The organism is Nostoc sp. WHI, assembly GCF_015714725.1.
In the GTDB taxonomy this organism is placed as follows: domain Bacteria; phylum Cyanobacteriota; class Cyanobacteriia; order Cyanobacteriales; family Nostocaceae; genus Nostoc.
This window is the reverse complement of the sequence record NZ_WBKM01000275.1, coordinates 1-18,518: the sequence shown is the minus strand read 5'-3', so window position 1 is coordinate 18,518 and position 18,518 is coordinate 1. Positions and strand designations below refer to the sequence as shown.

The window sequence follows — 18,518 nt, the reverse complement described above, 5'->3', positions numbered from 1 at the left end:
CCCCCAATTAGTCCGGTCAATCACTACATAAATAACTTTATTTAAGGGAAAATATATCTCTAACCAGCTTTTAATAATGGGCAACCAAATTTCTTCAATATTTATGTAATTTAAAGACAAAAATCTTTGAATCCTTTTTCTTCTACTTTCAAAAAGTATGGGGATAGGTAAAGCAGTAGCGAGTGTTTCAATGCTAACAGTTTTAATAGATTGTAATAAATTTATCAGGATTTTTAGTAATAAATATTCTGCACGTCCCAATTCTCGCTTGAGGTTTGTTTCGTAGAATTCAGGTAATATTATCATTAAATAGAGCTTGTTGCGAATGAATGCTCTTTTTGTTTTACCACAAATTGCTACACTCTTTGTAATATAAGCATTCTAGACCATTTTGTCCCCCTGCAAGATTGGTAATAGGGCGACCAATGGGAGCAAAGACGTAATTAGTGCCGCGCTGGCAAGTCCAGAAAGTGCTATCAATGGAAGCTTCCGTAGGCCCATAGCAATTATGTAAAACATTGTCCAAATTCAGTTGGGCAAAGAAGCGCTCTATGAGTTCGACAGATAAAGCTTCACCACCACAGGTAATGTGCCTAATGAATCGGCAATTTTCAATTCCCTTTTCTTCCAGTAAGACACGGAGTATGGAAGGTACTAATGCCAGGACGGTGATTTGCTCCTCAGTAATCACCTTCACAAGGTAGGCGGTGTCCTGATGTCCACCAGGACGGGCTATGAGCAATTGCCCCCCGAAGCACAATGGCCAGAATATCTGCCACACTGAGGGGTCGAAGCTAAAAGAAATAGTCAGTAAAACTTTGTCTGCTAAAGTTAATCCAAAGGTTGTTTGCTTCCAGTAGAGTTGATTGCAGATTCCACGGTGAGCAATCATTACACCTTTCGGCTGTCCCGTAGAACCAGACGTATAGATGACGTAGATGAGGTTATCAGGCGTCGTCTCATTGACAGGATTTTCTTGGCTGTTGTAGATGTTTGCTTTCCCTGTTGAGTCCAGACAAACCACTTGCGCTTCATGCGGTGGTAAATTCTTGACCAATTTCTCTTGGGTCAACAACACTGGTGTTTGGGTATCTTCCAAGATGAAAGCTAATCGCTCTTTTGGATATGCTGGATCTAAAGGCACATAAGCGCCTCCAGCTTTTAGAATTCCCAGCAGTCCTACAATCATCTCCAAGGAGCGCTCTAGGCAAATACCCACAAGTACTTCCGGCCCAACTCCTAAGCTACGTAGGTGATGCGCTAGCTGATTCGCCCGTTGGTTTAACTCCTGATAGGTCAGTTGTGTGTTTTCAAATACTACAGCAATTGCTTGGGGCGATCGCTCTACCTGCATCTCAAACATTTGATGAATGCATACATCTTGATGTTCAACTGGTTGGATGCTATTCCATTCCTCCATAACTTCAGTCCCGATGATCTGAGTTAAGGCATTTAATTGAATATTTTGCTTATATTCGGAATTATTACTCTTTATCTGCATTTTTTATTTTTATATAATATCAAAAACTCACTAAAGTCTAAATTTTGTTGATTATAGCCAGCTAAAAGTATTTTACCATCGACTTTACTTTTGTTTAACAAATAATTTTTTATTTTATGTTGTTTGAAATATTCTAAATACAATACTAAAAAACTTGAGCCTTTTTCATAAAAACTTTCTGAACAAAAAATAATTATTACCGAATCTTCATTGTGTTTCTTTGACATATAAAATTAGTGTAAAGCTATTATATAATTTGCTTTAAATAATAATTACAATTAAAGGACTTCAGTGAACCTCTCACAGGTAAGTTTCATTTATGTAGCCCCAGACTCTAATCCAAGGGCGATCTTCCAAAATAGGGTGATCTCACAGTTTAGTGTATTTATATAAAGTTTTGTAACAAAAATCAGCATTTTTGATGCTTTTCGTTATATGTTGTGTGTGTAATTTTTTATTGCTCAGTAGTTATGCGTAAAGAATGTGTAAAGGATGCGTAAAAGAACGGAGAAACTTCTGAGCAAAGCTGAATTAGTCTAGCTAAATATGCTACGTTAATATCTGAACAGGGTATAAATTATATATGTTACCCTTAATATTCGTATCTACAATGAGTTTTTAGCGATTCAGCTCAAAGTATTACTAAAAGTTAAAAATCCTGATTATTTGTCTAACTTCCTTGATTATTGCTATCAAAAATTTCATTCAAAGTATATTAATTTACTTGAAGTACATATTTAAGTCGCTAACTAAGCCTTCACATCAAAACTGAAAGTTTTCAGAATAAACTGGATGCTACCCTGAACAAAAGCTCAACACTTAAGTAGTAACTATACTCAAACCGACCCGGAAATATGTTTCTGCTCAAAAAGTTAAAATTGCTCTGAAGAGAATTAAGTAATATATAGACCATGAAAATCAGGTTTATTTGAAACCAAAACGTGAGAACCTCTACTTTTATAGACTTCCATCAAACTTTAACTACACCAAGTGTTATTAACCATGAATAATCAAAGTATTACAACAAATAAATTAAGTGAAGTGCCTTCAGACTTACGTGCATCTACACTTGTTAAGGTACGCAAGGGTTCGTGGTGGCTGAGATTAACAACACTGTTTTTAGTAGACTATACTCTTTTATTCTTAGCTTGGGTTTTAGCTGGACATCAATTTTCTTATGAGCATTTTACTTGGTATATAGCGACTCATTATTTACAGATTTTAGTAACCATTACTATTCAAATAGGGTCACTAGCTCTCGAAGGTATTTATCGAGAAGGTCAAAAACGCTATGACTACTTTAATATTATCAAATCCCTCACTTTTGCTCATGGATTAATACTCCTTGCTTGTTTTTTATACAAACCAATTGTAGATATTACACAGCCAAGATTAATATTATTATCTTGGTTGCTGAGTATATTTTTTGTTTGTACTGGTAGGTATGGTGTAAATATTACTCTTCAATATCTACGTAAGCAGAAAAAAATAGCTCGTTCTTCTGTCTTCATTATTTGCGACCCTCAAGATCATGAGCAGATTACTAGCTTCATAAAAAAAGAAAAACATTACATCGTATCAGGAACGGCGAATGCTAATGCGTTAGACAGATATCAACGTCAACAAACATTAAACCAACTTAATCAATTAGGTGTAACAGAAGTTTTTATATCTTGGGATGCTCTAAAAAATAGAATGTTTTTATGCTGGTTATTTCAAGCATCCGGCATACAAGTACATATTTTACCGATGGAATTAAAACCAATTTATAGAAACGTAGAATTTCATAAGATAGGAGGAATGCCTTGTCTGAGTTTGGACTGTCCGATAATTACAGGTAAAGATTTTTGGATAAAGCGTAGTTGTGATTTTTGTGTTGCCGCTTTATTTTTAATGTTATCGTTCCCTATCTATATAGCTATAGCTATAGCTATCAAACTGGACTCTCCCGGCACAGTATTTTATAAGCAAACCCGTATAGGTTTACATGGGCAACAGTTTAAAGTATGGAAATTCAGAACTATGAGGTCTGATGCAGAAAAATTACAGAAAGAATTAGAAGCTTTAAATGAAACGAAAGATGGAATCATTTTTAAAATTAAAGATGATCCTCGCATCACCAATGTTGGAAAATTTCTCCGTCGTTACAGCTTAGACGAATTACCCCAACTTTTTAATGTTATTCTTGGAGAAATGAGTATAGTCGGGCCTCGTCCTTTACCTATTAGAGATGTAGATAAGTTTTCGGAACACCATTTTATTCGACATGAAGTTTTACCTGGTGTTACAGGTCTTTGGCAAGTTTCAGGTCGCTCGAATATTTTAGATTTTGAACAAGTAATAGCGCTAGATATGAACTACATTGAGAACTGGTCACTTGGGTTAGACTTTGAAATTCTAATTAAAACAGTTATGGTGGTTTTGAAAAAAGAAGGCGCGTACTAAAAGTAGCTAGCTCAGAATAGGTTATGCCGTTTCCCTTAAGATGGAGCTACTTAATTATTATAAAATCATTAGGTGCTGAATTTTAAAATAGCATAAAGCTACGATCTCGAAAACAGTACAGTTTTATTATTTAGAAAGCATCAAGTGAGCGACTAAGCCTACCTAATTTTATTTAACTTCCAGATACATCAATACAATGCAACCAAAAGAGTTAATCATGGAAACCAGAGGAATTGAACTAATAACTCGCTATAAACGTAATTACGGTATTCCTGCTGAAGTAGAAATTACCGAAGACATGGTACTTGCTCATTGGGAATTAGAAAAAGATTTGACGAAAAAGCTTCTAAAATCGAACTCAGAAAATCGATGGGAAGTATTTGAACGAGCTTATACTGATATTTATAGTAAATTACAATTGCAAAACTCTCTTTTAAAAAAGAGCAGGCCAACTCTGGAGAAAAAAGATGAAAGTGTAGATAAATATGAAACTTGGATAGAAATTATCGGTTCCCCACCCAAGAAAATTTATGAAATTGGTTCTGGGAAAGGAGAAATGATAGCATATTTTGCCATATGTGGTTTTGAATGCAAAGCTACAGAAATTACCAAGGAACGTGGTTCAAAATATGTAACTGAACCGTCACCTTGCTTGTCTTGGGGAAACTCTGACGGGGTACATTTAGACAATTTTGAACCGACTGAATTTTATGATTTAGTCGTATCTAATCAAGTAATTGAGCATTTGCATCCAGACGATTTAATTGTGCACCTTGAGAGTGCTTATAAGATTCTTATTAAGCAGGGGAGATACATTTTTACAACACCTCATTGTCATACAGGTCCTCACGATATATCGGCTGTTTTTGGATATGATACTCCTCAGGGTATGCATCTTAAAGAATATACATATAAAGAATTATGTAATTCTTTAAAGTTGTCTGGATACAAACGCATTTCTTGTGCTGTTCCAGCTAAGGTTAAAAAAATATTATCTATACTAGGTATTAAACAAGAAGAACAGATAACAGCAATTGGTGTTTTCTACTTAAATATGATGTTGATTGTAGAAAATATCCTTTTTGGAATTCCTAGTAAAAAAGTACGTCGTTTTTTTAGTAGATTGCTTAGAAAAGTTTATTTGTTTGCAGATAATATTTTCTTAGTTGCCCAAAAATAAAATCTGGTACAATCTAGCGAAATCATTTAACATCACATCAATTCTACGACGATTTACAGATAATGGGGAAACGAAAACTACTAACAAATTCTCTATCATTATTAGTGAATCGTTTAGTACAAAGCATTACAACCTTTGTACTAACAGCAGTTATAGCTCGGACTCTGGGTGCTTATGAGTTGGGTCAATATTTGTTAGCGTTCAGCTACTACTACATATTTGTGTCCATTGCTTCACAGGGTCTAAAAACCTTACTTACACGAGAAATGTGCCGCAATCCACAAGAAACATCTGTTTATCTGGTAAACGGTACTTTATTACAACTGTTTTTAAGCTTTATTTGTTATGCGGCAATGGTCGTTTTAGTGTTTATATTGCCTTACAGTTATGAAACTTCAACCATTTGCTACATTATGGGCTTAACAATCATTCCGTTTTCGCTTTCTAATATTACGGAGGCAGTTTTCCAAGCTCAAGAGAGAATGAATTTGATTGTAATTTCTACAGTTCCAGTTTACATTCTCCGGTTACTGGTAATGGTTTGGACTATGTATCTAAATTATGGAGTAAATTATCTAGCTGGAATATTTGTAGTTTCGGAAATCATAATATTTATAATTGAATGGATTTTAATAAGAAGAATAGTTAAGCCAAAATGGCAGATTAATCAATATTTTGTATGGCATACATTCAAGTCTGCTGGTACATTTTTGGCTATTGATGCGGTAGGTATAATTAGTAGCAAAATGGATATACTGATAATATCACTTTTAGGAAGTGAGTTAATGGTTGGGATTTATGGCGCAATCATGCAATTGATTCAACCCTTTGTGATGATTGTTAATAGTGTATGTCTGGCTGCTTTTCCTAGTTTGACCAAGGCAGTAGACATAGGAAAAGAGAAATTGCAGCAGATTACTGAAAATATTCTTGAAATGCTTTTGTACATAACATTGCCATTTCTTGTGGGAAATTTTTTTGTTGGAAGTAATTTAATAAATTTTATTTATCAAGATATTAACTTTAGTCAAATAGATTTAGTCATTAAGATAACTTTTTTATCAATAATTACCTATCCATTTAAACAGACATTTGTCTATCTACTTTTAGCTAATGGGTTGGAAAAACTTAATTTGCTTGAGGTAGTTATTACTAATATTGTGGCAGCTTTATCAGGTGTACTATTGGTTTTAGAATACAAGCTGATGGGTGCAGCGTTTATGAGCTTGATGTCATCTTTAACTGCCTTTAGCGTACTCACATTTTTTGTGTACAGTCGTTTGTTTTCATTACACTTGTTGCGAATAATACGCCGTCCTCTGCTAGTTAGTATTGGGATGGTGCTGGTATTTTTGATATTACAGAAATTTAGGCTAGACTTTCTATTGATTTTGATTATTTCAACTTGCGCCTATGCTTTGTTTATGAGCTTTATGAGTATCCATGTGTTTGGCGGACCCCGTACTATGTGGAAAAAAATTCTAAATAACCAGTAAAATTATTTGAGAAAAAGTTTTGCTATTAAAACGTCCAAATTACAAAATTGTATCTAAATAACAATTTGTTGAATAATTTACTCAAATTAGGAAGATAAAATAAGAATATAATCTAATATTATGATTAAAGTTGCTTTACTACATTTTTGCTTTGAAGACTACACCATTGAATTAGCAAATGGTCTAGTGAAATATGTTGATTTAACTTTAATTCAACCGGAAAAAGTCTCAGATGCATGTCGCGATGCTCTTGATTCCAGTATCCGTGTGATTAGCTTTAAAAAACCACGGATTCGCGAACTGGGTAATCTATTGTCTATGCGCGCTATGATGCGTATTATCAAACATATAGAGCCAGATATCTTACATGTGCAGGAAACTAACGATCCTTGGTATGACTGTACGTTATTACTCAACAAGATGCCACCATTGGTTACAACTATCCATGACATATTCCGTCATCCAGGCGATCGCCAAAGTGTATTAGGCTCAGATTATACTAAGCGTATTGCCTTCTATCGTTCTCAACAGTTAATTGTCCACACTCATCAACTAAAAAAGGTTCTAACTGAACAATTCCACATACCTCAAGACCGAGTCAATATTTTACCTCATGGGGAACTTGGTAGTTTGTATCAGCGTCGGGTTAGTCAAAATAGTAAACTCCGGGAGCCATATACATTGCTATTTTTTGGACGGATCTGGCCCTATAAAGGATTAAAATATTTGCTTGAGGCTATACCTTTAATTGCGGATCGTATCCCTGAAGTTAAACTGATTATTGCTGGACAGGGAGAGGACTTAAAGCAATATTTTCCTAATGGCTATGATGAGAAACGCTATGAAATTATCAATGACTTTATCCCTCTTGAAGAAGTAAGTAATCTGTTTAAACGTAGCATGGTAACAGTTCTACCATACATCGAAGCCTCTCAAAGTGGTGTAGCAGCCTTATCCTATGGAATGGGAACGCTGGTTATAGCCTCTGAGGTGGGGGGATTAAGCGAGATAGTTCGGCATAAACAAGATGGGTTATTAATTCCACCTCGTGATGTCCAGGCTCTAGCTGATGCCATAATTTGTTTGCTAAGCGATCGCGACTTACAAAAACGCCTGCAAACTGCTGCCTTAGCTCGCTGTCAGCAAGATTTAAATTGGTCAAATATTGCCGCTCAAACGACAGAAATTTACCGTAACTTATTATCAACAAAAAAGGCAAACATTTAAATTACTATTTAATTGCAGATATGAAGAAATTTTTAATTTCTCTCGAACAAACATTTACAGTAGTTAGTTTGATGGTCTATTCAGGAACTCCCCTAGATGCCTTGATGACCAATGGTTTTACCGTAAAAGAGGGTGATAGAATCCTATTTAGATTATTTTTTACTTTTACCTATATAGTGAGCCTTGCCTTGCTAACTTTACGGTGGAAGAAAGCTACTTACGTCTTAAGCAGAGATAATTTTATTTGGTCATTGATTGGAATCTGTGCACTTTCTAGTTTTTGGTCTTTAGATTCAGACATTACTACACGTCGTGTTATCGGTCTGGTAGGAACAACTATCTTTGGAATTTATTTAGCTTCACGCTACACCTTAAAAGAGCAACTCAAGCTGTGCCTATTAATGCTTGGGATCTCAGCAGTAATGTGTTTCGTATTTGCTTTAATAATGCCACAATATGGTATTAGCGGTGGTGAATCAGGTGCTTGGCGAGGAATATATCCAACCAAGAATGTTCTTGGCAAGAGATTTTTTCTTAGTGGAGCAATATGTTTGTTCTTAGCCATAACTACTAGAGAAAATCGCTGGGCTTCATGGCTCCTCTATGTTACTTCTGGCGTACTTATATTATTATCAAAATCAACAACATCTTTAGGAAATTTTATAATCATTACAGCAGCTTGTCTTATGTATTATCGAGTTTTACGCTTGAAATATAAAGTAATGATACCTGTTTTGACGTTTATAGGGACTCTAGGCGTGGCTTTTTACGTATGGTTTGTAAATGCAGCTGATACAGTTCTGGGAGCAGTAGGTAAAGACGCAACCCTCACTGGACGCACAGATTTATGGCCTATTGTGATTGAGATGATTGCGAAAAAACCGTGGCTAGGATATGGCTATGGAGCATTTTGGGAGAAAAGTAGTGAATCTTCTCTTATTGTACAAGTGGTACAGTGGAATGCTCCTAATGCTCACAATGGTTTTCTAGATCTCTGGCTAGGTTTGGGTCTATTAGGACTTTTGGTTTTTCTAATTGGGTTTATTGTTAATTTTTTGAGAGCAATATACTTAATCCGGTTAGATGAAACTTATGTAAATTTATGGCTTTTAATTTATCTTACCTTCATTATTTTTTCAAACCTAACTGAAACTACATTGGTAGATCAAAATAGTATTGAATGGATACTTTATATATCAGCAGTATTCTCGAGTAAAATATATACAAGTGCAAATCTGCAAAAATGGAATCAACAGACCTCGTATATAGTGTGAATTGGAGTTTTAAGGCTAATTAAACTTAAATCAGCACAGACTGCCATCACATATACTTTTAATAAGTATTAGTTTTTAGATTGATGAAACCAAAGCCTGTATATTATTTCAGCTTTTTGTAATTCAAATAGTTTATACTATGTATCATATTGTAAAATAATATTATCCTTATCAATACCTGTGCTTTGTAGCTCCTCTGAGTAGATCAATATTGAATTTCTCGCTTAAAACCTGTACTTTGGAAGATTTATGTCAGAAAAATCTATGGAATCTAGAGAATCTATTGATTTAGACCTTAGTCGTTACTTATTAATATTGAAACGATGGTGGCTACCTGCTGCCAGTATATTTGCGGCGACAGTTATGCTCAGTGCTGTAGCTACACAATTTATAAAGCCATCCTATGAAGCTGAAGGAAAACTGCTATTTAGAATTCCCTCTTTCAAAGTAGTAGGATCTAATCTTTTGCCCAGTAGTTCTGAAGGACGAGATTCAGGAGATTTGAAATCCCTACTAGCAACTCAAAATCCTATAAACACTCAGATAGAAGTTATTTCTTCCCCTGCTTTATTGCAGCAGACAATAAACAAACTACAACTCAAAGACAGGGAAGGGGAACCTCTGAAACCAAAAGCTCTACAACAATCCCTAGTCCTAAAAATTGTTGGTGGGACAGATGTACTGCGAATTACGCATGCCAGCCTTGATCCTGAAGAAGCAGCGGCAGTAGTCAACACAGTCATGAATCTTTATTTAGAAAATGATATTCTGACAAATCGCTCTGAGGCCGCATCAACTCGTCAATTTCTTGCTAAACAGCTACCTAAAACTCAAGCCGCTGTTGATAATGCAGAAGTAGCGCTACGTATATTTAAACAGAAGCATCGCATTGCAGATTTATCAGAGGAAACAAGGACAGCCGTTAGCATTATTGGGGATCTAGATCAACAGATTAATACTGTTCAGGCTCAACTGGATGAGGTCAACGCCCAAACTAATGAACTGCGTCAGAAAGTAGATTTAAATTCCCAAAATGCGATCGCTGTGAGTGCCCTTAGTCAGTCACCTGCCGTGCAAGGAATTCTTACACAACTTCAAGATATCGACCGGCAATTAGCGACTGAGCGCAGCCGTTTCCAAAATGACAACCCCACAATTGTTAATCTAGAAGCAAGAAAAGCTAATTTAAGAACCCTCCTACAGCAGCAAATTTCCCAGACTGTTGGCAATCAAACACAAGTTCCACAGAGCCTATTGCAGATTGGAGAACTCAGACAAAACCTGATCCAAAATTTTCTACAGTCAGAAATACAGCGCTTTGGCTTAACTAAAAGACTCTCCTCTCTGTATAATTCCCGTTCTGGTTACGAACAACAAATAAAAGTTATACCCCAGTTGGCACAAAATCAGCGGGAGTTAGAACGGAAAGTTGAAGTTGCAGAATCGACCTATCAAACTTTATTGAAAAAGGTTCAAGAATTACAGTTAGTAGAGAATACTAATACAGCTAGTTCCCGAATTATTGCTCAGGCGTCTGTGCCCAGTGAGCCAGTATCAGGAAAAAAAGCTGTCGTTTTGGTGCTAGGAGTGATGTTCGGCTTATTTTTGGCCACTACAACTGTCCTCTTCCTAGCCATGAGAGATAGATCTCTAAAAACACTTAAAGAAGTCAGAGAGGTATTTGGATATACTCTATTGGGAATTGTTCCCTTGTCTGTTAACAAGGTTCGCTCTCGTTATTCAAATGCAGAATCAACAACTCAAACAATTGCCGTCAGAGATACGCCCCACTCCTTAACGAGTGAAATGTATCGGATGATTCAAGCCAATCTGAAATTTCTAAGTTCAGATAAAGTGCTTAAAACTATCGTAGTAACTAGCGCAGTTCCTAAGGAAGGCAAGTCTACAGTTTCAGCTAATTTGGCAGCAGCGATCGCTCAACTAGGACGTAAAGTTTTACTAATTGATGCAGATATGCGAGTTCCTTCTCAGCATCATCTATGGCAGCTAACCAATGCAGTTGGTTTGAGTGAGGTTCTTGTAGGTCAGACTGAATTTAACATTGCTGTATCTAAGGTAATGGATAATCTTGATGTCTTAACTGCTGGAGTTAGACCTCCCAACCCGCTTGCTTTGCTTGACTCAAAACGCATGGCATCACTAATTGAAAATTTTTCATCTCAATATAACTATGACTTTGTGATTATTGATGCCCCTCCCCTACTTTTAGCAGCCGATGCTTTGACTTTAAGCCAAATGACTGATGGTATTTTGTTAGTAGCTCGACCTGGGGTAATTGATTCTAACAGCGCTAATGCTACTCAAGAGATGTTAGAGAGATCCAATTACAACGTTTTAGGTTTAGTAGTGAATGGAATCATTGAGAAAAATGAATCTAGTAGTTATATGTATCATGCTCACGAATATTTTAAACCAAGAGAGTTGACCAAAGAGCTTGCAAAAAAATAAAGCCTCCAAAGTTTGGAGGTTAGTGCAAGAAATATCAATAAACCATTATCCTGATTTACGTGAAACTTTGAGGTATTTCGTCCTAGACTGCTTCTAAGCTTTTAAAAAATGAGCAAACGGTGAGTTGCAAAAACGGGTTGTAGACAAAAATGCTGCATAAATCAGGATTTTGCCATACAACCCGATGTCATGCTCTTAACTACTACCGAATTTCGTATGCCCCTTTATCGGGTGCTGAACCCTTCACACGAGGGCCGTCGAGAATATCTTTTGTCACACTATTGAACTTAGTACCATTATTGATTGCCGGACTACCCGACTTCAGTCTAAAGTCACCAGCCGAAGGATTTACAAAAAGTGGATCTCCACTAGTATCATTAGGTCCGGAAACCTTTATAAGGTTACTATTAGCGTTGTGGTTGTAGTTAAAAGTGATGTTCTTGCTATTAAAATTCGCGTTTATCGGTTTGCCAGGCTCAGAATAAAGGATATTATTGAGAACTTTGACATTTCCTGAATCATTAGTCATGATTTGCCCGTATGTAATTTCCGGGCTCTGGTTATTCAGATAGACAGTGTTGTGTACAATATCGACATGGTCACTTTGGAATGTATGAATGCCCGATCCACCATTTTTGTATGAGATATTGTTGGCAATCAAAACACGTCCTCGATACGCACTCAATTTTGATCCCTTTTGAGAATTTCTTGAACGATCAATAATAATGCCATTACCATCTTGGATCTTTCCGGTCTGAATCCAAGGAACGAACATTCGATTGTTGTGAACCTTGTTGTTTGTTATGAATATCTTGTAGTTCTGGCTGTTGTCAAAATTCCAAGGGTTAAGCACCGAGATGCCACTCCCGCCGTAAACCCCGTACCAGGCATTATTGAATACCTCGTTATTATCCAATTTTACATAGTCAGATTCCATGATTGCGATGCCTCCACCTCCACAATCATGTACCTTGTTGCCCACAATATTTATATGGTGGGGGCGACCATTTACATTTTTTCGTCCATCTACGGTGATGCAGTTTCCATTTGTTAGCGGATTTGATGCCTTAGATTTCTGACTCAGCGCATAAGCAAGGGTTATATTTTTATTGTTTCCTTCAATCTCCAGCCCATTTATCTCGATATAGGAAATGTTATTTGCAAGCAAAATTCCATGCCATCCATTGAGCTGAAGTTTTGGCTTATGTCCAGGATATGCTTTATATGTAATCCATGCACCTGCCCTTCCAGAGCGTTTAATATCTACTACCGATCCAGTTGGGTATGCATTCTTGTATACCCCGTTCATAATGAGTACTGTATCTCCAGGGTCAGTAAGATTTGCTGCCCTTTGAATTGTCCTAAAGGCGGATGAGGTAGAGAGTCCGCTATTTTTGTCGTTTCCGCTACCACTAACATAGTATGTTGTTGTCGCATCTCCAACCTGGCTGATCAGCTTGCGGCTGGGCAGTGGTATTTCCTGAACACTGGATGACGGACGAACATCTCTAACTAAAGACTCTGTTATTCTCTGTCCTTCAACCAGACCAGATAATGCCAAGGGAAGTACAAGAGATGCACTCAAACCGAGAAAACCTAAACCATGAATCATCATAGGGAAAAAATAGGGTATGTTGCAAAAACTGAATCGTCAACAGTCAGTAGCTCTAGCCTTGGTAAGTAACTCAGTATTGGTTACGGTGGTATAACTGCCACTTGTAAGTTTATACACGGTTTTTTAGGTTTACACCTGCGAGTTTCCGCGTAAATATGGCTGAAATGCCTTTTTAGGTTGTGCTCCAAAAAATGGTAAATGCCTAGTAAAATTACTGAACAAAAATTATCAGTATTCTGGGCTACCCCATTAATAGACATCTAGCAACCGTATAAATGACATCATTTACAACTCGAAGTCATTCATTTACAACTCGAAGTCATTCTACTGTGTATACGCGGCATCTGTGGTTAAGATAGTGGATCTCTGATTAATCAGTTGATTTACTTAAACAATTCTTATGATAATGATAATCACCATTTGTCTCAAAAGTAGACAGATACGAATATTACTCGCCTCTGCCTTCTAAAATATTCTCGTTATCATAAGAACTCAGTGTAACTACAACAAGATTTAGAAAAGCCTATCAATGCAGATTATGAATTTTCAGTGAGAACTTAAACTATCCAGCATTTATCAAAATGAGTAATACTGCTTAAACTTTTTTTTATAAATTGTGGTAGAAAATATAATTATCGAGGAAGGGATGCCCAAGGGTAAGTCAGATCTGTATTTACTTAGTCTTCTCCAATGGTCTAGGCTGCGGGTACTTAGCTTCTTCGTAGGGGTACGATAACTGCTTTCCTAAAAGGCGGGAGGCTTTGAGACTTACTCCCCAACACTACTAAAGAAGGGGCTAATCTTAATTAGGTCTATATGCAATACGGTTCAATTAAGGGTTATTGGTGTAGATAATTGGTCTTTGAAGACGCGATAAATCGCGTCTCTACATGAAGGCTTTGGGCTTATCTGAACTATATTGGACTCAACTGAAAATCGCCATCATACTGCCATATCAGTCTATAGTTGTTTTCTGTTAACTCTTGACTATTGAGCCTTGACTCATGAAATTGATTACAGTATGCATCAGCTTTTGTAGCAGTTGCTATGTAATGATAGTGCAATTTTGGGGACGACGCCCCCAATTTACATCTGTATTTTAATCTAAAGTCCGAACACCCTTAGAAGACTAAATATAACACCTAGAGGTCCAACTATGGTGTTTGTTGTATCGCCAGTCTTAGCCAAACCAGATCGGTTGACTACTACAACGTCATTATTGCGGAGTATAGGATTAGTTTGCTCATTAATCCCAGCGGAGAAATCCACTTTTACTATACGTTTAGTGACGGAACCATTAGGGTTGAGGCGAATTAAGTCAACAGAATCACTGCTAGCTCTGGCATCATTAAATCCTCCAGCAGCGAGTATAGCTTGATTTAAAGAGCTATTGGGCTGAATGTCTGTTAAACCAGGGGTTTTAACTTCGCCTACCACACCAACTTGAATGCGTGTAGGAGACAAAGTAGTAGTAGCTAATTGAGTTGCTTCTGCGGGATTGATTTCAGTTGCGGTCGGAATAACAATCGTATCTCCATCTTGCACGATGATGTCTTGATTGGCGTCACCACTCTGCAATAGTTGCCAAAGATTGATATCTATAGCTTGTTCGGTACCAGTTCTTGTGGGCCGGCGTAGCCTAAGATTACGAACATCAGCCTGTGCTGTAATTCCTCCAGCTAGTTGAATTACCCGTGTCACATTTGGTAATCCAGTGGGAGTGGCACTGCCACTGTTAGCGGTTGCGCCCCCCTGGGTATCGGTGCTGCCTGGGGTGACAAGATACGAACCGGGACGGTTAACTTCACCAATAATTGTTACCGTGCGGGGTGTGGTTTGGCTGGCGGCAAAGTTAGCTGCAAATATATTTCGGGATTCTGCCACGTTAAAGTTAGTTGCGGTTGGCACAACTATGGTGTCTCCATCCCGCAAGGTAATATCTTGTGATAATGTGCCTGTCTGGATGAGTTCCTTCAAATTGACGGTGACGGCTTGTTGTTCTGAAGAACGTCCTATTTTACGCCGCAATTGAACTTGAGTTACATCCGCAGCCAAGGTTACACCCTGTGCTGTTGTCAGTGCGGCCAATACAGTGGGGTATTGTACGCCTGGATTGTCTCCCGCGCCTCCGCTCAAGCTGAGAGTATAAGCTCCTGGACGTGTCACCTCTCCGGCAACGAAAACATTGATGGGACGAGGCGATAAAAGATTGACTGAGATTAAGGGACGTTTGAGGAAGCGAGAATATCTTCTGGCAATTTCGTCAGAAGCCTCTTCAGCTGTTAGACCGAGGACTGACACACTGCCAATTAAAGGTAGGTTGATTGCTCCACCTGGGGGAATTTGGTACTCACCTGTATATTCGGGGACCTCAAATACATTTACACGGATGCGATCGCCGCCCCCTAATGAATAATTAGTATCTAATTGGGTTTGTGTAGTTGGTAATTGTGTAGTTGGTGATGCTGGTTGTCCCTGAGCTAAACTGGCAGATGGCACAACAGCATTGACAGCAGTTAACAAAGCCACACCTACGACTGGCTGAGTTAAGAATTTAAACAAATTTGTGTTAAGCATATTTACCTGAGACTCTGAAAATACAATCTATAAAGTATTGTCTAAACATTTTTGTTTTGACTATACCTAAGTAATCAAGTTCCCCAACACTCTTATTTTCCTCGAAAAGTGTGATTTTCCGGAGGAAATTTGTTTATTGAATTTGAATTTTTAGTGAAGTTAATTTAAAGTTAATGCTATTTCAATAAAGCAATTCTCAAAAAATATAGCACTTACGCAACTAAATGCAGTTTACACAAGAAATTTTCTGTTATCCAAAAAGGTACTTACGAATAAAATTTCATCCTTAAGTTAATTTTGTGATATTTAAACTAGGCTTTAAATATGCTGCAAGTAGTAGTTTTTGCCATGCGTCCCTCAACCCGACTTAAATTTCCTGAGTCGGAACAGATGAAAAATTTGTCTTTTCAGACAGAGAACTATTTAGTTAGCAACAAGATTAGTTAAGCGAATTATTTTATCTTTGAATTTGTTGAATAAAAAACTCTTCTAGGGATTGACGGGACAAGTTCATGGCAATAATTTGCCCCCCCATTAAACGAAGACTGGCGAGAAAATCATAGTAATCATCTTGTAGGATACCTTGCCAGGAACCATTAGGCTCAAATGTGAGAGTGGGTATCCATTTTTTGAGAATTTCCAAGTCACCACCTTGACCTTTAACGTGATATGTGCTTTGTCCGCCTAAGAGTTCATTGAGGGAACCAGAGCAAATTAATTCACCTTGAGCAAGGATGGCAATGCGATCGCAAATCTGTTCTACTTCACTAAGGATGTGACTGTTGAAAAAAATCGTCTTACCAGAGGCTTTTAGCGTCAGAATAATTTCCCGCATTTGGTAGCGTCCTACAGGATCAAGACCAGACATTGGTTCATCCAGAAAAACCAAATCTGGCTCGTTAATTAGTGCCTGTGCCATACCAACACGTTGTAGCATTCCTTTAGAATAGCGGCGCAGGAGCTTTTTTTTGGCATCGGCTTGGGATAAACCCACTAATTCCAGCAGTTGCGGGATGCGTTGGCGTTGGACACTGTTGGGAATTTGGAATAGCCCAGCTGCTAACTGCAAAAACTCCCAGCCGGTGAGATAGTCATACAAATAGGGATTTTCTGACAGATAGCCAATATCTTGTTTGACAGTGCGATCGCCTATCGGCTTACCCAATAATAATCCCCGTCCAGAGGTAGGACGAATAATTCCCAGCAACAATTTTAAGAGAGTGGTTTTACCAGCACCGTTTGGCCCTAGCAACCCAAAGGTTTCGCCTTTGTAAACTTTTAAAGAACAATTTTTGAGAGATACGACTTTTTGATTTAGCCAAAAACCAGTACGATAGACTTTTCGCAACTCAGAAGTTAGGACTACTGGCGGAATCTCTGTCGGATTAAGTTGAGAATTAGGGTCATCTGCAACAGATTTCATCTCGGTTTAATCACAATTTACCAGCTTGGTATTGAATAATTCGTAATGACGCTCGTTCCGACGCTCGATGACTCGCTACCGCTACGCTAACGTAATTCGTAATTCGTAATTAAGTTTTACGGTGGGAATTTGAACCCGATCACAAAACTTACTGCCATTCTTAGGCAGGGGACTTAAACCCACGGAACTTGTTAATTAGAAGTTACCCGGTAGGCTGATAATAACTGCCACTACTCGGTGTGTCAATTATCCCAAACTGGGGAGGTTCAAAAGTCGGAGTTTCGAGTTCAAAGGTTGGAGTTTCGAGTTCAAAGGTCGGAGTTTCGAGTTCAAAGGTCGGAGTTTCGAGTTCAAAGGTCGGAGTTTCGAGTTCAAAGGTCGGAGTTTCGAGTTCAAAGGTCGGAGTTTCGAGTTCAAAGGTCGGAGTTTCGAGTTCAAAGGTTGGAGTTTCGAGTTCAAAGGTTGGAGTTTCGAGTTCAAAGGTCGGAGTTCCGAGTTCAAAGGTCGAAGTTCCGAGTTCAAAGGTCGAAGTTCCGAGTTCTGAGCTAGTAATGAATAGAAATTGCAGTCTCATCCAGACTTACCTTGATAGCGGTAATTCAATCTTTCATGTTCATTCTCTTCCCAATCCTTAGTCCCCAGTAACACGCAAAGCGCTTGACTCCTTTCATAGAACGCCCTTAGAACTGGGAATCAAGCCAGCCCGACGGGGATCAATTTCTACAGCTAGTCGCGTTGCCCTCGCAAACGCCTTAAATGTTGCTTCAATGATGTGATGGGAATTAATGCCATCCAGTTGCCGAATGTGCAATGTCATTTGGCTATGGTTTACTAACGCCACAAAGAATTCGCGTACCAGTTGGGTGTCATAGGTTCCTACCCGTTGAGTAGGAATTTGCAAACCGTAGCTGAGGTGAGGACGCCCAGAAAAGTCTAGCGCTACCTGAACTAAAGCTTCATCCAGTGGTGCTAGAAAATTACCAAAGCGGACAATGCCTTTCCTGTCGCCTAGTGCTTGGTTTAAAGCTTGCCCCAAGGTAATGCCTACATCTTCGTTGGTGTGGTGGTCATCAATTTCCCAGTCTCCCTTGGCTTGAACATCTAGATCAATCAACCCGTGGGAGGCAATTTGATGCAACATGTGATCTAAAAACGGAACGCCTGTTGCTGCCGTGCAAGTTCCTCTACCATCCAAATTGATCGTAACCTGCACATTAGTTTCACCAGTGGTGCGGTGAACGGTGGCAATCCGAGGGGTTTTAGTTGACTGGTCGTAGTTTGAATTAACTATTTGCATGGGGAGTGGGGAGT

The 18,518-nt window shown here is 38.1% G+C and carries 13 protein-coding genes and 2 pseudogenes; 7 read left to right on the top strand and 8 right to left on the bottom strand.

What is annotated here, in order from left to right; translation table 11 throughout:
• The 3 genes and pseudogenes from F8S12_RS27565 to F8S12_RS27555 form a co-directional block, all read right to left on the bottom strand.
• Positions 1-300 (bottom strand): annotated as a pseudogene (locus tag F8S12_RS27565) (IS4 family transposase); the annotation flags it as partial.
• 106 nt (positions 301-406) lie between these two features.
• A pseudogene (locus tag F8S12_RS27560) lies at positions 407-1,363 on the bottom strand (AMP-binding protein); the annotation flags it as partial.
• Between the two features lie 128 nt (positions 1,364-1,491).
• Positions 1,492-1,728: a hypothetical protein gene (locus tag F8S12_RS27555; protein ID WP_196519464.1), complete on the bottom strand. Its 237-nt coding sequence runs from the start codon at positions 1,726-1,728 to the stop codon at positions 1,492-1,494.
• Positions 1,729-2,503: 775 nt separating this feature from the next.
• On the opposite strand from F8S12_RS27555, the gene F8S12_RS27550 reads away from it, so the two are divergent.
• From F8S12_RS27550 to F8S12_RS27525, 6 genes are all read left to right on the top strand, one after another.
• Positions 2,504-3,946 carry a sugar transferase gene (locus F8S12_RS27550; protein ID WP_196519463.1) on the top strand — a complete coding sequence of 481 codons (1,443 nt, stop codon included), beginning with the start codon at positions 2,504-2,506 and terminating at the stop codon, positions 3,944-3,946.
• A gap of 196 nt (positions 3,947-4,142) precedes the next feature.
• Positions 4,143-5,126 carry a class I SAM-dependent methyltransferase gene (locus F8S12_RS27545; RefSeq protein WP_230968319.1) on the top strand — a complete coding sequence of 328 codons (984 nt, stop codon included), beginning with the start codon at positions 4,143-4,145 and terminating at the stop codon, positions 5,124-5,126.
• A gap of 62 nt (positions 5,127-5,188) precedes the next feature.
• Entirely contained in the window at positions 5,189-6,622 is a 1,434-nt protein-coding gene (locus F8S12_RS27540; RefSeq protein ID WP_196519462.1) for an oligosaccharide flippase family protein, read from the top strand.
• A 120-nt stretch (positions 6,623-6,742) separates the two neighbouring features.
• The gene (locus F8S12_RS27535) at positions 6,743-7,849 is read left to right on the top strand and encodes a glycosyltransferase family 4 protein (protein WP_196519461.1); all 1,107 of its coding nucleotides are present in this window, start codon (positions 6,743-6,745) and stop codon (positions 7,847-7,849) included.
• 20 nt (positions 7,850-7,869) lie between these two features.
• Positions 7,870-9,123 carry an O-antigen ligase family protein gene (locus tag F8S12_RS27530; protein WP_196519460.1) on the top strand — a complete coding sequence of 418 codons (1,254 nt, stop codon included), beginning with the start codon at positions 7,870-7,872 and terminating at the stop codon, positions 9,121-9,123.
• 249 nt (positions 9,124-9,372) lie between these two features.
• Positions 9,373-11,592 (top strand): GumC family protein, encoded by a 2,220-nt coding sequence (locus F8S12_RS27525; RefSeq protein WP_196519459.1) that lies wholly within the window; start codon positions 9,373-9,375, stop codon positions 11,590-11,592.
• Positions 11,593-11,794: 202 nt separating this feature from the next.
• Here F8S12_RS27525 and F8S12_RS27520 read toward each other — a convergent pair whose 3' ends face one another.
• Together F8S12_RS27520 and F8S12_RS27515 are read right to left on the bottom strand one after the other, a co-directional pair.
• Positions 11,795-13,207, bottom strand: a complete 1,413-nt coding sequence (locus F8S12_RS27520; protein ID WP_230968318.1) for a right-handed parallel beta-helix repeat-containing protein — start codon at positions 13,205-13,207, stop codon at positions 11,795-11,797.
• 1,104 nt (positions 13,208-14,311) lie between these two features.
• Positions 14,312-15,784 (bottom strand): SLBB domain-containing protein, encoded by a 1,473-nt coding sequence (locus F8S12_RS27515; RefSeq protein WP_196519458.1) that lies wholly within the window; start codon positions 15,782-15,784, stop codon positions 14,312-14,314.
• Positions 15,785-16,108: 324 nt separating this feature from the next.
• On the opposite strand from F8S12_RS27515, the gene F8S12_RS41785 reads away from it, so the two are divergent.
• On the top strand, positions 16,109-16,231 hold the full coding sequence (locus tag F8S12_RS41785) for a hypothetical protein (RefSeq protein WP_269144855.1): 123 nt from the start codon (positions 16,109-16,111) through the stop codon (positions 16,229-16,231).
• A gap of 10 nt (positions 16,232-16,241) precedes the next feature.
• On the opposite strand, the gene F8S12_RS27510 is transcribed toward F8S12_RS41785, so the two are convergent.
• The 3 genes from F8S12_RS27510 to hisB form a co-directional block, all read right to left on the bottom strand.
• On the bottom strand, positions 16,242-17,207 hold the full coding sequence (locus F8S12_RS27510; protein WP_196519457.1) for an ABC transporter ATP-binding protein: 966 nt from the start codon (positions 17,205-17,207) through the stop codon (positions 16,242-16,244).
• Positions 17,208-17,409: 202 nt separating this feature from the next.
• The gene (locus F8S12_RS27505; protein WP_196519456.1) at positions 17,410-17,781 is read right to left on the bottom strand and encodes a hypothetical protein; all 372 of its coding nucleotides are present in this window, start codon (positions 17,779-17,781) and stop codon (positions 17,410-17,412) included.
• Between the two features lie 93 nt (positions 17,782-17,874).
• Positions 17,875-18,504, bottom strand: coding sequence for an imidazoleglycerol-phosphate dehydratase HisB (gene hisB, locus F8S12_RS27500; protein WP_196519455.1), 630 nt, complete (start codon positions 18,502-18,504; stop codon positions 17,875-17,877).
• Positions 18,505-18,518 lie beyond the last annotated feature (14 nt).

Excerpts from the sequence above, each read along its gene's own strand:
- F8S12_RS27540 (WP_196519462.1), top strand. The coding sequence starts at position 5,189 with ATGGGGAAACGAAAACTACTAACAAATTCTCTATCATTATTAGTGAAT.
- F8S12_RS27545 (WP_230968319.1), top strand. The coding sequence starts at position 4,143 with ATGCAACCAAAAGAGTTAATCATGGAAACCAGAGGAATTGAACTAATA.
- F8S12_RS27515 (WP_196519458.1), bottom strand. The coding sequence starts at position 15,784 with ATGCTTAACACAAATTTGTTTAAATTCTTAACTCAGCCAGTCGTAGGT.
- F8S12_RS27505 (WP_196519456.1), bottom strand. The coding sequence starts at position 17,781 with ATGAGACTGCAATTTCTATTCATTACTAGCTCAGAACTCGGAACTTCG.
- hisB (WP_196519455.1), bottom strand. The coding sequence starts at position 18,504 with ATGCAAATAGTTAATTCAAACTACGACCAGTCAACTAAAACCCCTCGG.
- F8S12_RS27550 (WP_196519463.1), top strand. The coding sequence starts at position 2,504 with ATGAATAATCAAAGTATTACAACAAATAAATTAAGTGAAGTGCCTTCA.
- F8S12_RS27530 (WP_196519460.1), top strand. The coding sequence starts at position 7,870 with ATGAAGAAATTTTTAATTTCTCTCGAACAAACATTTACAGTAGTTAGT.
- F8S12_RS41785 (WP_269144855.1), top strand. The coding sequence starts at position 16,109 with ATGCTGCAAGTAGTAGTTTTTGCCATGCGTCCCTCAACCCGACTTAAA.
- F8S12_RS27520 (WP_230968318.1), bottom strand. The coding sequence starts at position 13,207 with ATGATGATTCATGGTTTAGGTTTTCTCGGTTTGAGTGCATCTCTTGTA.
- F8S12_RS27525 (WP_196519459.1), top strand. The coding sequence starts at position 9,373 with ATGTCAGAAAAATCTATGGAATCTAGAGAATCTATTGATTTAGACCTT.
- F8S12_RS27535 (WP_196519461.1), top strand. The coding sequence starts at position 6,743 with ATGATTAAAGTTGCTTTACTACATTTTTGCTTTGAAGACTACACCATT.
- F8S12_RS27555 (WP_196519464.1), bottom strand. The coding sequence starts at position 1,728 with ATGTCAAAGAAACACAATGAAGATTCGGTAATAATTATTTTTTGTTCA.
- F8S12_RS27510 (WP_196519457.1), bottom strand. The coding sequence starts at position 17,207 with ATGAAATCTGTTGCAGATGACCCTAATTCTCAACTTAATCCGACAGAG.